Below are 14,991 nucleotides of genomic sequence, written 5' to 3'. Positions count from 1 at the left end.
AGTCCCCATGTATTTGGCTCCGTCTGGAGCAGCTTACCCGCATCCCTCTTCTTCCGCAAAAACAAGCTCGATCGTCTCCAGCTTCTTCGCCCCGACGGCAAACCGCAAGCCTTCTTCGGAAAGCCGAAGCTCTCCGATCCGCTGCTCGTCCAGATTGACACGATAGGCACGCAGAGGCCGGTTGCACAGACGGAGCGTAATCTCCTGATCGGTCAGCGTCGCATTAAACAATCTTGTGACGATGCTGCCCCCCCGATCCTCCGCAGCCTTCAGCGCGGTCAGTTGAACGCCTTCCGAAGCTTCAAGCGTCAGGAACGAGAACGATGGGGGAAACACGAATGTCGAGCGGAATGGATCTTCCCGAACGACCTTGTCCTTGTCCCGATCCAGATAACGAATCTCTTGCACATAAGCTTGCCAGCCGCTCAACAGGCTTTCCGCGACAGCCGGACCAGGCGCATAAGGCATAACCGCGTAGTCGAATGTCAGCTCCTGCAGCAATTGGCCGCTGTCGTCTCCATCGGTAAGCACTTCCTTGCGCGTGGAACGATACAGCGTCAACAATGCCGTTGCCGCGTCCTCTTCGGTCATCGCCGCCTCATAAAGTCCTTTGCTCACAATCGCCAGCCCCGCCTTGTCGTCATGGATCGCCACAATCCCGTTATGCGGAACAACCTTTGCGTCAGTTTCCATGTAATCCCGGTAATCCGGACTTCGGCGCTCCCTCCGGACCAAATCGAAAGGCGTACTCGTATAGTAATGGTCCGCTTTCCGGCCGGTCGGAAACCGCAGTCTGACGCGATGATCTCTGGCCGTATTGACGATGCTTGTGTGGAAGCGTACGAGCGGATCGGCCTTCCGCAGCTCAATCGTCGTCCGGATGGCAAGCGTGATCAGGTCGGCGCTGCGGCGCGTCTCTCCTGGAACCGCGCTGACCGGAACAGGCAGCTTTATTTCCACCGCGATCACTGCCACATGCGGACCGTCCGCTTGGATGGAAACGACCGCTTCGCCGCTCCACGATCCGTAAACGGCGTCGAGCTCGGGAGCGATGCGGTTCCAGCCTTCTCCGACATCGCCGTCGCTTTCGAAGAGGTGCAGGCCCGCGTAGCTCGCCCCCGTGTGATGGTCTTCGATCGTAACGGAGCCGTTGCGATGAACTGTTAATCCGACCCGACCGTTATCCCAAGTCAGTTCGCCCGTCCGCAGCGAACCCGGATGTCTGATCGGCGCGACGAGTGCTGCGCCCGTATATTCGCCGGGACCGGGTGTGCGGGACTTAACGGTTTCCACGCCGAACGTGCGATATCCGTAAGACGGTATGGTTGTATCAACGGCGACCCGGTACCAATCGGCCTGATCCGCATACGGGATGTCGCGGTAAGGCCGCCAGCTTCGCGTCTTGTTGCGGGCAACGTCCACAATCTGATAGCTCAGCTCCTCGCCGCTGTCGTCGTAAATCCGGAAGCCTCCCGCTCCGACCGAAGGTCCGGGCAGCTTCGAAAGGTTGTCCGCGGGAACGAAAAAATCGAACAGGACAACGCCCCTGCGCTCGAATCTCATTGGATTGAATACGGTAACCGTCCGCTCCCCCCGTATGGAGGAGACGTTGATATGGTTGGAGATAAAACGCAGCTGCTCCTCGATCACGCCCTCGGACAGCAGACGGCTTTGATCGAACCGGTATTCCATATCCTTGTGAACCTGACGGATCGAACAACCGCAGATCGAATCATGTGCATGATTTTGCAGCAGCCATTCCCAAGATTGCGCCAGAAACCGTTTCGGGTAAGCTTTGCCTGCCGAAAGATAAGCGAATACGCTCCAGGGCTCCGCCCACGTTTCGAGCCGCTGCTCGTTCTGCCAATTATCGCGCTTCAAGGGCGAGCGCGAGGACAGCACGTTGGCGAGCACCATATTGTTCAGCCCCGCCTGACCGGGAGAACGCTGTTCGCCTTCGCGCAGCTCCAGATCGCCCAGCAGCGGACGCAGCTCGTCCAAATATTTCTCCAATGTGGAGTGGACAAACGTCAAACCGACCTTGTCCGCCTTATTCAGCGTCTGCAGCAGCCGTGCCATATCGGGCTCGATTTCCACATGATCAACACCGTCCAGGCCGAGACCGACCGTAGTCGTGGCCCGCGCGCTTTTGTAATGCTTCATCTCCATCGCTTGCCTGGCCAATCGTTCGTTGTCGTACCGGAATCCGTCCGGCGCAAACGGCCAGCGGATAAAGAAATAAAAATCGCCATACGATCGATCCTCGTCAAGACGAAGAGCGAGAACGCTCGAGCCGTCCGCTCCCCGCCACCGCAGCTCCGCCGCCTGATCCTTGCCTTTAAAGCCCCGGAAGAGGACGGCGTTGTCGATCCCGAAGCCCTGCAGCAGCTGCGGAAGCTGGCTGTTATGCCCGAAGATATCCGGCACGTAGCCGCTGCGCATCGGCTGGGCTCCGTATTCGCGCGACCGGCGGAACCCGGTCAGCAGGTTGCGGATCAGCGACTCCCCGCTGACGAGAAATTCGTCCGGCATCACATACCAGGGACCGACAACGATTCGGCCGCATCGGATCAGCGCGAACAGGCGGTCTTTATTTTCCGGACGGATTTCAAGATAGTCGTCGATGAGCACCGTGTGGCCGTCCATCGTGAAGTAACGGTATTCCGGATCGCGCTCCATGACGTCCAGCAGCTCGTCAACCAGATATACGAGCCGCTTTCGAAAGCCCTGGAAATCGCGGTACCACTCCCGGTCCCAATGCGTATGCGAAACAACATGAATTTTCTCTAAACTGCCCATATCCATCAAACCTTTCATGGTATGTTATCCTTTTATCGCACCTGCATTAATGCCATCCATAAAAGGCTTCATCGCAAACAGAAACAGTATGATCAGAGGGACGGAAGCGATCGTATAGCCCGCCATCATAACGGTGAACTGGCTGACGCCCGGCTTGTCGACCATGAACGCCAGTCCGACCGGCAGCGTCCGCAAACTATCCTTGCTGAGCGTCACGAGCGGCCACAGAAAATCGTTCCACGTACGCAGAATGCTCAAAATGCCTACCGTCGAAATCATCGGAATCGTCAGAGGAAGCACGAGTTGGATCAAAATGCGGAATTCCTTTGCGCCGTCGATCCGCGCCGCTTCGATCAAGCCCTGATCGATGCTCTCAAAAAACGTGCGAAGCAGCAGCACCGCAAAAGCCAAACCGAGCGCAATGCCTGGCAGAATCAACGCATAGTGCGTATTCAGCAATCCCAGATCCCTCATCAGCAGATACGAAGGCACGAACGTCAGAATGCTCGGGATCATCATCATCGAGATCAGAATCTGATACAGTATTTCTTTGCCCGGAAACCGAAATCTGGCGAAAATGTAGGCGGATCCCGAACCGACGAACAGAATTCCGGCCACACTCAGCACGGATACCTTGACACTGTTCCAGATGTAAGGCAGCACGTTCGGCGCCGCTTTCATGTAATTGTCGAAGTGAATGGCCGTCAAGTCCGGCAGGAAGAAGTTCAGCGCGAAGCTGCCGGTCGACTTCACCGACGTGAAGAGCATGAACAAAATCGGATAAAAGGTCGCTGCAAGCAGCGCAATGACGATCGCGTAACGCAGAAACTCGGCCGTTCGATTGCTTCTCATCCCGCCATCTCCCCGTCTTTTTTCGACATGCGCATGCTAATCAAGGTGAGCAGAAAGACGAAGGAGAAAATAAAGACACCGATCGCCGATGCATAGCCGTAGTCTCCGAACACAAATGCGTTTTTGTACAACAGAATGCCCGGTACGACCGAAGCGTCCATCGGCCCACCTTGCGTCAGCAGAAACACGTTGTCGTAATTTTGCAGCGAGAAAATGAGCGATAGCAGAAACAGGATGCGCGTCTGCCCGGCGATCATCGGGATTTCCACGTGCAGCAGCGTTCTCCATACCGTGGCGCCATCCATTTTGGCAGCTTCGTACATTTCTTTCGGGATTTGCAGAAATCCGGCCAAATAAATCAGCGTGTTAGCCCCGTTGACCCAAGGGAATCCGGCCAGAGCGATGGCGGTTACGACGACGGCTGTATCCCCGAGCCATGCCTGCTGCAGATTGTCCAGTCCGACCACGCCCAGCAGCCGGTTGACAAGCCCGTCCGGATCGTAAAACTTCTTCCAGAGCAGATAGCCGACCACCGCGGGAATAAGCGAGGGTACAATGACGAGAATTCGGAACGCGTACTTGCTGCGGGCATTGCGGATATGATGAATCGTCCAGGCCAATACGAAGGAGACGCCTACCGCCTGCGCCACGCTCGCGGCTGTCAGGATCAGAATGTTCTTCACCGCTCTCCCGAGCAGCGGCTCGTTCATAAACAATTTTTTATAATTGTCCAATCCGACGAACGTCGACTTCGCCCCTCCACTCCATTCGAGCAGGGAGACCTGGAAGCCGCGGATAAACGGGTACAGAATAAATAACCCAATAAAAGCAAAAGGGATAACCAGAAACAGATACAAATACCTGGCCTTGTACACAGCCTTCAAAGTGTCTTGCATGGTTGCCTCCCACCGTTTTTCGAAGCCGGAAGAGGGAAGCCCCTCTCCCGGCTCGTCTTTAGTTAAGCTCGCTGTCGATGAACGCTTGGTCGACCTGATCGGCGAATTGCTTCATATTGCGTTCGAGCGCCGCTAAATTTGAGTCGCTCCGCTTCTTTAAGAACTCGTCGATCGTCAACTTTTTGGACCACAATCCTTGCCATTGCGACAGAAACTCCTCAAAGTCCTTGCCCGTATCAAACACGGGCGGTGAACCGAAGCCGTATATCGGCAGTTCGGCGTACTTCAGTGCGGCATCGACTTTTTTGGCTTCACCGGCATACTTGACGTCCGCAACGGCCGAAGCGTCCGGCTGCAAGCTGTTATCTCTTTTCTCCCGCTTCACTTCATAAAGCTTGCTGACTTGGTCCGCAGCGGTCAAAAATCGCAGGAAATCGATAGCGAGCTCGGATTGTTCGGACTTTCCGCTGACGACCCAGCCGTTACGCAAACCTGACAACGGATTTAACCCGCCTGCCGTCAATTCGGCGGCATTGTCTGACGTAATCGAAGGGAAATTGACGGCATCCCACTTGAACACGTTATCGCTTTTACCTTCTTGCTCCAGCTTGGCCAACTCGCTGTCGAGGCTGCCGAAGCCGAATGTGCCGGTGTACTTCTGCGCGGTAGTCTGCGACAGAAACTTGGGATCGATCTCCGAGCCGTCCGCTGTAAGCAGATTGTCGTTAAAATGCGGTTCCATCTGCAGCATCAACTCCAATGCCTTGCGATATTCCGGAGCCTTGGCCGGGTCGATCAACCCTTTCTTGAATGCCACGTACAGCTCGTCGACCGTAAGTATCTCTCCATTCGTGCTGTTTGGATCGTCGTAGGCGTACTTCCACCCTTCCGCATGGCGCAAGTTGATCTGTTCGGTTTTCGGCCGGAACAGCGCATTGAGCATCGTCTGGAACATCCACCACGTTTGCGCGTCGTTGTTTTTGATGGCTGTATAGAACGGTTGGTATCCGGCTGTCTTCAACTTCTCATTGGCCGTCAGAAAATCGTTCCACGTTGCCGGCGGCTCAGCGATACCGGCTTTGGCATAGGCATCCTTGTTGTACACCAATCCGACCCAAACGAGAGACCATGGAACGATCTTGGCTTGCCCTGCGGCATTACGGGACGAATCGAGGAAAGGCGCGATAAAATCTTCCTTCCACGACTTGCCCGTGTTCGAATAAGGATTGGGTTGGTCGAGGTATTCGTCCAGCGCCAGCATGCCGTCCGCGCTTTCGAAAGCGCTTGTCATCGCCGGCTCGGCCTGAATCAGGTCGGCGGAAATGCCGCCGACCATCTGCGCTTTGATCGCTTCAGCATAATTCTGATAGGGCATCGACTCCAGTTCAATTTTTGCATTGGGCTGAACGGCCTTGTAATTCTCGATCGCCACCCGCAGTTGGTCTCCCCAGTCTTCCTCCATAAAGGTGACGACTCGCAAAGTCCTTTTCAACGCCCCTTTGGTTGCGCTTTCATTCGAAGCCGAATCGGTCGCTGTCCCTCCCGTATTCCCCGGATTGCCGGAAGGATCGTTTGAAGAACCGGTGCACCCCGTCAACAAACCGCTGACCAGTCCAATGCTGATAAGCATACTCCCCATGCGCTGCTTAATTCCCATGTCAAATCTCCTCACCCTTCAATTAATCAAACATGTATTTATATATCATGTTTGTCTTATTGCAATTATAAGTATATGACTAATAATTGTCAATAAAAAACAAATAGCGAAACCCATGATTTGTTATCATGGGTTTCGCCGCTATGGTCGGGTTCGAGAGGACGTTCAGCGAACGCCTGTCGAATGATTTATTTTCAATGTCGGAGCAATGATTGTTCTGGCATAGGGGTCAGCCTCCCGGTCCTTGTTCCGGGATCCCTTCTGCAGAAGCTTCACGATCATTTCCGCCGCTCTGCGTCCGCTTGCTTCTTCCGACTGATCCACGTAAGTAAAGTAAGCGAACTCGTCCTGGAGCGAGGTCGGATTATCGAACGAAACGATTGAAATATCTTCGGGAATGCGCAGGCCACATGCTTTGGCCGCCTGATAAATCAGCAGTGCGATCGATGAATGCAGCGCCAGATAGCCGGTTGCGTGACGTGCCTTGATGTACCGGAATAAGGGATGGTCGCTGTCGAAGGGAAGATTTTTGATATCAATATCCGACAGCATAAGAGAAGGGTTGATAAGCGCGCCCCGCGCCGTCAGCTCTTTCACATACCCGTCAAGCCGGTCCCGAATCGTCACGGCGGGAAAGTCGATTCCCGAACAGACAGCAATCTCCCGATGGCCGAGCTCCCACAAATGGGAGACGGCCAGCTGCGCTCCGGCCTGGTTGTCCGAGCCGACAAAATTAGTCTCGACGCCGGGCAAGTAACGGTCGATCAGCACGAAGGGATATCCTTGGAGCTTGAGCGACAAGATTTCTTCGTTATACGTATGCTCGTCCACCGGAAAAATAATCTGCCCATCGACTCCCGATTCGATGAATGAACGGATGACATCCCTCTCCTGCTTCTTGGAATTGTTGGTCATGCCGACAACAAGACTGTATCCCGAATCATTGAGCGCGTACTGCACGCTGTTTACGATCCGCATGGCGAACATGCTGTCGATGGTGGGCATGATCAGACCGATTCGACGCGACGGCTCCTCCTTCTTCACGTTCAAGGCGGATTCGCCCTCTTGCGCAGAATCGCTGCTGCTCCTTTCCAGCCCGGCCGCCCGTTCGTCGGGTCCGGTCACGAAGGTGCCCCGACCGGGAATGCGACGGATCAACCCATCTTTGGCCAAATGAATCATCGCGGTCGAAATCGTCATTCTGCTGACGTTAAATTGGCTTTTCAACTCGTGCTCGGTCGGAACTTTGTCGCCCGGCTTGAACTCCCCGCTATGGATTTTGCCGCGTATATATTCTTGAACAGTGTGGTACAATGGCGTTCTTGACTCTTGCTCCATAATTATCCCCCGCAAAAATTGATACAAATATCATACCCATATTGTATTTATCATGTCAAATGCAAATGCAATTTACAATGCAAAGAGATCCCCGCCACCCAGACCACGGTCAAGTATGGCAGCACGGTTTTCAGAAGCGAGCGATATAGCCTGCTGTTGTCTACCGTCAGGTGCAACACTTGCTTCTGCGTCATGACCTTATTCGGTTAATGCCTCTGCTACTTTTCCAGAAAAGCTCAGCCTTGCCTCAACGTCCTCTTTTTCTTTGGTCACATTAAATTTTGTAATCTTATTTTCCAATTGATTTAATTCATTCTGCCATTCTTCAATAAGTATAGTGTTTCTAATTATCTCCCTTTCAATTTTTTCTGCCTGGATTCCGAGATGATTTTGGAATCATCCCAACTAGACCTAAGACGGATTTCACTCGGTACAGGAGATGCTATAATTCATATTATCAATAGCGAACCACTCGTTCTCTTTTGAACTCTTAAGGTAGCAGGTGATAGTTCATGCAAACTCTAAAGGAAGAGATTCGCAGCAGAATACGGAAGGCGGCATTGGCCGAATTCAACAAGGAGGGTTACGTGAAGGCCTCGATGCGCAATATTGCCGGGGCCGCCGGAGTCGCGATCGGCAATGTTTATCGTTACTACAAGAATAAGGATGAATTATTCGATGAGCTTGTTCAGCCCGTCTATGAGAAATATGAGGCCAATATGGCTGAAATGCGTCAAAAGATCAACTTCAGTTACAGAAATGATACCCCTGACGTGCTTAAGTATTACAGTAAAATCGAATCAACGCTTATCGATTTGTTCAAGACCTTCACCGCTGAAATGACCATCGTGTTTAACCGGAGCGAAGGCACCAGGTACGAGCACGCAAAGCCAGACTTGATCAAACTATCGCATTCCGTTATCGAAAGTATGATTTTGAAGGCCAGGGAAAATGAGCGTCTGACCGATTATGAAACAGCGTTGGCACGGATGTTATCCACTTCGCTCGTGGAAGGGCTGTGCCTCATTCTTAGGGATAACGAGGAAGGAGAGACGTACAACAAGCTTGTGGATCAGTTGCTGAACATCTATTCTGCGGGACTTAACTCCGTTATCAAACAAATGGAAGCTTCATGGGGGGATCGAACAGAATGAACATCAACAGAAAAGTCTCAACTATCCTTTTACTAATCGTTATTGCCGCTGCCTGTCTTGGGTATATGTTCATAAAATCCCTGACCGCAGCCACGAGCAATAAAAGTTATACGGCAACCGATATCCAAAACATTCAGGTCGACGTCGAGAATGCCAAAGTCCATATCGAGTCGGTAGAAGGCCGGGAAAACAAAACAGAAGTTGAAGTCGTTGCCAAAGGCAAGTATGACAGCAGCCAGATCAGCATCGATTCCAATAATAATTCTCTTGTCATTAAGCAAACCGGATTTCATAAGCCCCTGAATTTTAACTTTAACAACAGCTTGGACGTCTATGTGAAGGTTCAAACGACAGGGACAGAACCTCGACTTGATCAAACCTTTGTTTCCAGCCAAAATGGCAAAATAGTGGTTGAACATATGAATAGCCGGGCTATCGTTGTTCAATCCGAGAACGGGGCAATCAACTTGAAAGAAATCACAAGCGACGAGCTTTCGGCACATTCTACGTCCGGGGCCATTCGTTTGGAGGAGATAATAACAGCAAAGCTGGAAACGAAAGCGGATAACGGCAGCAGCCATATCGTGTTCAGTGACAAGCTGGAGAAATTAAACGCAAGTTCCACAAGCTCATCCGGAAGCATCGCCTATATTCTTCAAAATGATATTGCGCTTGACCTCAAATGGAAAGGCAAATGGGACAGCAATCTCAAAAGCGATGACACCTCCCCCAATAAAATTGTTATGGAATCCGATTCGGGTAACATGTCCGTCAACAGAAAGTAGGGAGAGGATGCACCATGCGCAAAGATTACATGGATTGGCTAAGAAATATAGGCATTCTGTATTTGTTCCTTTATCATACGGCAAGAATTTTTGATGACATCAGCCCGTTCTATATTAAAGGGGAAACGAATGTTTTTTCATCCATTGTGGTTCATTCCTCCTTCTGGTTTATGCCGCTGCTTTTTCTTCTGGCCGGCATGTCCAGCTTATATGCGCTTCAGCGGAGAACGGCAAGAAATTTTGTCAGAGAGCGGTTCTTAAGGCTGCTGATCCCGCTTTTTATTGGCGTTCTGGTTATCGTCCCTCCACAGGGTTATTATGCAAAAAGGTTTCATCTGAACGAACAGGAAAGCTACCTCTCCTTTCTGAAAAGCTACTTTACCGATATTTCCAATTGGTCCGAATATGCCGGCGGCATTTCCCCGGCGCATCTATGGTTTATCCTGTTTCTTTTTCTCATCTCGATTGGTCTTTTACCACTGATGCTTAACGTTATTAAAAACCAATATTCACCGTCCTGGATGCAGCACCCCCTTCTCATTCTCCTGCCATTTGCAGGATTGACCATTCTTGCCGCCCTGCCGGATGTGAGCGGCAAGAACATTTTTCTCTACGCCGGGTATTTTATATTAGGCTTCTTCATGGCAACCCGCGATACGATCATCGACCTGATTGCGAAACACCGCAAGCTCTATCTTGCAGCGGCACTATTGGGAACAGCCCTTCTTTTTTGGGAAATCTACATGATTGGAAGCCAGTCTGGTTTTGCTTTTACCTCTCTGCATCTGCTCTTAAATTGGGCAGCTCTGCTTGCGGTGCTCGGGTACGGGAAAAGGTATTTGAACCGGAAATCCGCATTTATGACCTACTTTAATCCGGCCGCTTTCCCGGTCTATATTTTGCATCAGACTTATCTGATTATCATCGGCTATTATGTTCTGAAGGAGATCCATCACGGCTTTATACCGTTTGTGCTTATTGCCTTTTTATCGTTCGGCATGAGTATCGCCACCTATGAGATTATCCGCAGAATTAAACCGATCCGGTTCTTTTTTGGCCTCAAGGCCTGAGGGCGGCGTGAAAGGGAACACTTAACAACGGATTATTTTAGAGTATAGGGTGAGTACAAAATCACCTGCTTCCTTGTCTTTGCCGTTGTCCATTGCTTTTTCAATGGTTACACGTTCGAAGCACGCTTCACCCTTATATGGATTCAGGACTTCCTTCATGTCGTTAACCTTGTTTAAAACACATTTGAAAGACAGTTCTAACCCTTGGTCAATCATGACCGTTAGAGCAAAAATAAAGTAAATACACTTTATTTAGGGACACTAATGACCATTAGAAGAAAATTTCACACTTTTCTACGATAAATTCCTCGCTTAAGGACACTAATGTCCGTAATAAAGCCAGAATTTCGAATAAACGACGCTAACGGTCACGAATGTCCGAATGATTAGATACAACAATCACAATGTGAACGTACCCGAACCCCAGGATTCAAAAAAAGCCGCTCTAAAGGGCTTGTGTTTATCTCCACAAAAAAACTGCCTCTATGCGGAGGCAGTTTCCTATTTATTCAATCCTCTGAACCGAATACTTCTTTGACAGCTTCCAGATACCCGTAACCGTACAGGTCATCGGGCTGCAGGTAGCTGGTCTCCGTCCATTCGTTCCAGCTGTTGATGACGATAAGCGGCTGCTGGTCCGGGTGTGAATCAGCATAGGCTTTCGCCTTCTGAAAGGCTTTCTTCACATTATCCGGCGTGTTGTTCTTCACAATGCCCGGACGAAGTCCCTGGAATCTCGGATTGTTGTCCCAGCCAATAGAGATGTGGGGATAATAAGGGATGTCATACGCCTGGTCAATGCGCTCCCATTCCTTGGTGACATCCTCCATAATCGCATTGTAATCGCGGTCGATATCCACAAAATGAACGAATTGATAATGAGAGATGCTGTCAAAATCAAGAACCTTTACGATCTCGCTGGTCGTAGCGGTTCTTTCTCCGTCCACGCCGCTCATATTGAAGCTCTGCTCTCCCCATATGGTCAGCTGCAGGTGAAGTCCAGGGAAACCAGCCTGGACCGCACGTTCTCTGAACCAGGCCAGCGCTTCTTGTGTTGCATCCGCTCCCCCCAATCCCTTCATCAAATTGGCCAAATCATAAATCATAAAGACCGGCTTGCCATCGAGCTTATAATAGGACGGATGCTTGAAATAGTTCTCAATCAGTCGGTCTGCGATTTTTTCGAATTCCGGCCGATCCACCGCAGCATCCCAAATGATATTGTCTTCCTGATGCGAGATCCGGATATCCCATACATTGTTGACATTGTGATTAGCCCACATCAGATAAAATTTCACTTTATCGTTGTTTTTGGCTTTCAGGTATCCATTATTCAAGCACTGCTCCAGGAACGGCCTGCCATCGTACCAATACCAGTCATAAATAAATACGTTCACACCGTGTTCCGCCGCCGCATTGATCTGCATTTCCATCACATAAGGGTCTGCTTCATTCACATAACCCCAAAGCGGTTTGCGCGGCCAATTATGTTCGGGAAATTTCCGAACAGCATTTTTGACAGTCTGCCATTCCCCGTATCCCTCCGGCCAAAACATCGTTGTTCGCGGTTCGTCTCCCGTATAAGACGGCCAGATGAATGCAGCTACATCATACTTCGTCATGCGTGTCCCCTCCAATAGATTCAAGAATTCCATGCGTCTATCAACTTCGACTCCCCATTATTGTATAATGGACCTATGCCATGGCTTTACAGGGATACAAGACATTTACCGGGTTTATAAGACATGCTTGATAGGGGATGAAAAGATGTCCGCTGGTCGAACAAGAAAACATTATCTGACAAAAGAAGTTTTGGAACCCGGTCATTTTCTGACCATCCAGGATGTATACGAGCATCAGTGGCTTCTGGAGCATACGCATGATTTTCCGGAAATGATCTATGTGCTAAGCGGGAGCGGGACGCAGTATATCAATGGCATAGACATCAAAGCGAAGGAAGGGGATGTCTATCTCATCCCTATCGGAACGACGCATGTTTTTCGCCCAACCGTCAATGCCACTTCTGTAAACTCGCTCAGGGTCAGAAACGTCATCTTCCGGACGGAATGGCTGGAGGATTTGAACGGTATCTTAATGGATCCGGAAGTCAAGAATTTGACTGATTGGCTACTGGGCAGGCCGGTCTCCATCGAATCGGGACCACAACCCTTCTGGCTTCAAATCACGGATAAACAGGCAGGGATCCGCGCACAAACCGAACGAATGAAGGCGCTTGTCGAGCAGCAGCCTCCACTCTTCCAGACCCGGCTGACATCGAGCGTTCTCGATCTTCTTTCATTGTTGTGCCTGGCGACCAATGGAGGCAGGCTCCAGCAGGCCGAATGGCCGCCTGAACCGGATATGCATCCCATGAAAGCCCTGATCCTGGAGGCGCTGCAGGCGATGCCGTTGGGCGCGGTTTCCTTAAAGGAAGTCGCACAAAGGATCAACCGGAGCGAGCGGCAGCTTTCACGATTGTTTCAGCAGCATTTCGAGATGAGCTTCGTTTCTTATATGCAGGAATATCGGCTGCAAGAAAGCATGAAATTGCTGGAACAATCCTCGTCCACTGTCAAAGAAATTATGAGCCGGATCGGCTTTGAGGATGCGGATCACTATTATGAGCTGTTCAAGCGCAAGACTGGCGTGACTCCCGGGCAATATCGGAGGCAAGCTCTCAAGCGGGGGACACTTTTTTAGGGGGGGGGGGAGCAGAAACACCTTCATTTACAGCCCCTCAATAACCTCGCGCATTTCCTTGAGGGGATCAGCCTCCACTCTGCAGACGTCATCGAATACCATCACTTTTTTCTCTTCAAGGGTGAATTCGGGCCATACAAGCTCCTCGGTGGATGGGCTGCCTGTCCGAACGAATGCCGCCCATGCACGAGCCATCACCTTCGAAATTTCCTCGCACTCCGGATGGAGAATAATACGCATCTGGAGCGGCAGATCAGCAGTGTGCCAAGCGAACTTCCTGTCCTCTTTTGCCGGGAGAGGCGCATCAAAAGATACGAGGTAGTGGTATACCGAAGCTGTCCCCTGCTTCGCCTTGGCCTGGGCTTGATAGAAAGCGCCGCCTCCGAGGAAGCTGGAGAGAGAGACGATCTTGAGATAAAGATGGTCAGCCGAGTTGTTTTTCCGGTCCGTTTCCTTGAACACGTTAATCATTCGGTCTATTTTTTCTTCTGCGCTTAAATCCTCCAATAATCCTTCATTGGCTCCGGCGAGCGCATCCCTAAGAGAAGCCCACGTAATGTCAAAGGTAGAGGACGGCGTGAACACCGCCATCTCGTCCTCGGACGAGCCAACCAATAACGGAATGAAAGCAGAGACTTCAGAAGCAAAGAATTCATCTGTCGGGTTATAGTTCAGATTAATGCCGTCCGCGACCGGACCGAAATCCATTTCTGCGTCACCATGGGCAGCCTCCAGAATGTCCTTTGCAGAGAGGTCGGTCAACTTGTCAAGCTCATCAGGAGAAATACCCAGCTTATCCAGAAGCTTCTTCGCGATTTCGGCCCCCTGCTCGGCGCTGGCTCTGCCCACAACAAATGAACCGCTCTCTACGATAGCCGCACGGAATAAGCCTTTTGCCTTTTCCATCGCAAGCAGGACGCTTACCTTCATGCCCCCTCCCGACTCGCCCATAATGGTTACTTTCTCAGGGTCGCCACCGAAAGCGCCAATGTTGTCACGAACCCACTCAAGAGCAAGCACCAGATCGAGCATGCCGGCCATTCCGGAGTCAGCGTACTTCTTGTCAAAGGCCCCGAGATACAAGTATCCAAATACGTTGAGACGGTGGTTGACGCCGACAATGACGAGATCCTCTTCACGGGCGAGAGGGTCGGAGCCCAGCACAAGTGTGCCGGAGCCGGAAGAAAAACCGCCGCCATGAAGGTAAACCAGCACGGGGCGCTTCTTATGGTCAATACCGGGGGTAACGACATTCAGCACAAGGCAATTTTCGTGCTGCTTCTCATCTGCAACACCGAAAAGCTCCGGCTTGCCGCCGCTGAAGTATGGGCCCAGACCCTCCGCACCTGAGATACTGGTTCCGAACTGCATAGCGTAGTAGCCGTTCTTTGTACAGTCCAGAACTCCAGTCCAATCTGCAGCAGGTACGGAAGGAAGGAAACGGCTCTTGCCGTCGCAATTTCCACCATAGGGAATACCTCTGAAAATAGCTATACCATTGCGGTTTTCACCCTGTACCTTGCCATGGATGGTATCAACTACCGGGTTGGATTCCTTTACCGTGCCGAAGATCGGATTTCCATAAGCCATGTTTGTTTAACCTCCCAACAAAATACATATTTTTTCCATATGCTACTAGAATAGCACGAGAAACGATAACTGCCACCCTTCTTGCAGGTTGGATTCCGGACGAGCAATATACTGGAATGCTCACGGGCGGCGGGTAAATCCCGATGAGAA

General features: G+C 51.1%; 11 protein-coding genes. 4 read left to right on the top strand and 7 right to left on the bottom strand.

The window, feature by feature from the left end; genetic code table 11:
- Nucleotides 1-33 precede the first annotated feature (33 nt).
- The 5 genes from IEY46_RS26780 to IEY46_RS26760 all read right to left on the bottom strand — a co-directional run bounded on the left by IEY46_RS26780 (nt 34) and on the right by IEY46_RS26760 (nt 7,542).
- Nucleotides 34-2,817: an alpha-mannosidase gene (locus IEY46_RS26780; protein WP_188996950.1), complete on the bottom strand. Its 2,784-nt coding sequence runs from the start codon at nt 2,815-2,817 to the stop codon at nt 34-36.
- Between the two features lie 6 nt (nt 2,818-2,823).
- The gene (locus tag IEY46_RS26775; RefSeq protein ID WP_188996948.1) at nt 2,824-3,651 is read right to left on the bottom strand and encodes a carbohydrate ABC transporter permease; all 828 of its coding nucleotides are present in this window, start codon (nt 3,649-3,651) and stop codon (nt 2,824-2,826) included.
- Complete coding sequence (locus IEY46_RS26770) at nt 3,648-4,547, bottom strand: carbohydrate ABC transporter permease (RefSeq protein ID WP_188996946.1); 900 nt, start codon at nt 4,545-4,547, stop codon at nt 3,648-3,650. The genes IEY46_RS26775 and IEY46_RS26770 overlap by 4 nt, the downstream gene beginning before the upstream one ends.
- Nucleotides 4,548-4,605: 58 nt before the next feature.
- Nucleotides 4,606-6,204 carry an ABC transporter substrate-binding protein gene (locus IEY46_RS26765; RefSeq protein WP_188996945.1) on the bottom strand — a complete coding sequence of 533 codons (1,599 nt, stop codon included), beginning with the start codon at nt 6,202-6,204 and terminating at the stop codon, nt 4,606-4,608.
- A gap of 165 nt (nt 6,205-6,369) precedes the next feature.
- Complete coding sequence (locus IEY46_RS26760; protein WP_188996943.1) at nt 6,370-7,542, bottom strand: GntR family transcriptional regulator; 1,173 nt, start codon at nt 7,540-7,542, stop codon at nt 6,370-6,372.
- 512 nt (nt 7,543-8,054) lie between these two features.
- Here IEY46_RS26760 and IEY46_RS26755 point away from each other — a divergent pair.
- Genes IEY46_RS26755 through IEY46_RS26745 form a run of 3 tightly spaced genes read left to right on the top strand, consistent with a single transcriptional unit; the run spans nt 8,055 to nt 10,551 of the window.
- Entirely contained in the window at nt 8,055-8,696 is a 642-nt protein-coding gene (locus IEY46_RS26755) for a TetR/AcrR family transcriptional regulator (protein WP_188996941.1), read from the top strand.
- Entirely contained in the window at nt 8,693-9,481 is a 789-nt protein-coding gene (locus tag IEY46_RS26750; protein ID WP_188996939.1) for a DUF4097 family beta strand repeat-containing protein, read from the top strand. The genes IEY46_RS26755 and IEY46_RS26750 overlap by 4 nt, the downstream gene beginning before the upstream one ends.
- A 14-nt stretch (nt 9,482-9,495) precedes the next feature.
- Complete coding sequence (locus tag IEY46_RS26745; protein WP_188996937.1) at nt 9,496-10,551, top strand: acyltransferase family protein; 1,056 nt, start codon at nt 9,496-9,498, stop codon at nt 10,549-10,551.
- A gap of 509 nt (nt 10,552-11,060) precedes the next feature.
- Here IEY46_RS26745 and IEY46_RS26740 read toward each other — a convergent pair.
- The gene (locus tag IEY46_RS26740; RefSeq protein WP_188996935.1) at nt 11,061-12,173 is read right to left on the bottom strand and encodes a glycosyltransferase WbsX family protein; all 1,113 of its coding nucleotides are present in this window, start codon (nt 12,171-12,173) and stop codon (nt 11,061-11,063) included.
- 145 nt (nt 12,174-12,318) lie between these two features.
- Between IEY46_RS26740 and IEY46_RS26735 the strand changes: the two genes are divergently transcribed.
- Entirely contained in the window at nt 12,319-13,251 is a 933-nt protein-coding gene (locus IEY46_RS26735; RefSeq protein WP_188996933.1) for an AraC family transcriptional regulator, read from the top strand.
- Between the two features lie 27 nt (nt 13,252-13,278).
- Here IEY46_RS26735 and IEY46_RS26730 read toward each other — a convergent pair whose 3' ends face one another.
- Nucleotides 13,279-14,841: a carboxylesterase/lipase family protein gene (locus tag IEY46_RS26730; RefSeq protein ID WP_188996931.1), complete on the bottom strand. Its 1,563-nt coding sequence runs from the start codon at nt 14,839-14,841 to the stop codon at nt 13,279-13,281.
- Nucleotides 14,842-14,991: the final 150 nt, after the last annotated feature.

The organism is Paenibacillus nasutitermitis (assembly GCF_014641075.1).
GTDB lineage: Bacteria > Bacillota > Bacilli > Paenibacillales > Paenibacillaceae > Paenibacillus_Z > Paenibacillus_Z nasutitermitis.
The sequence above is the reverse complement of the archived record's forward strand: the minus strand, read 5'-3'. Positions and strand labels throughout refer to the sequence as shown.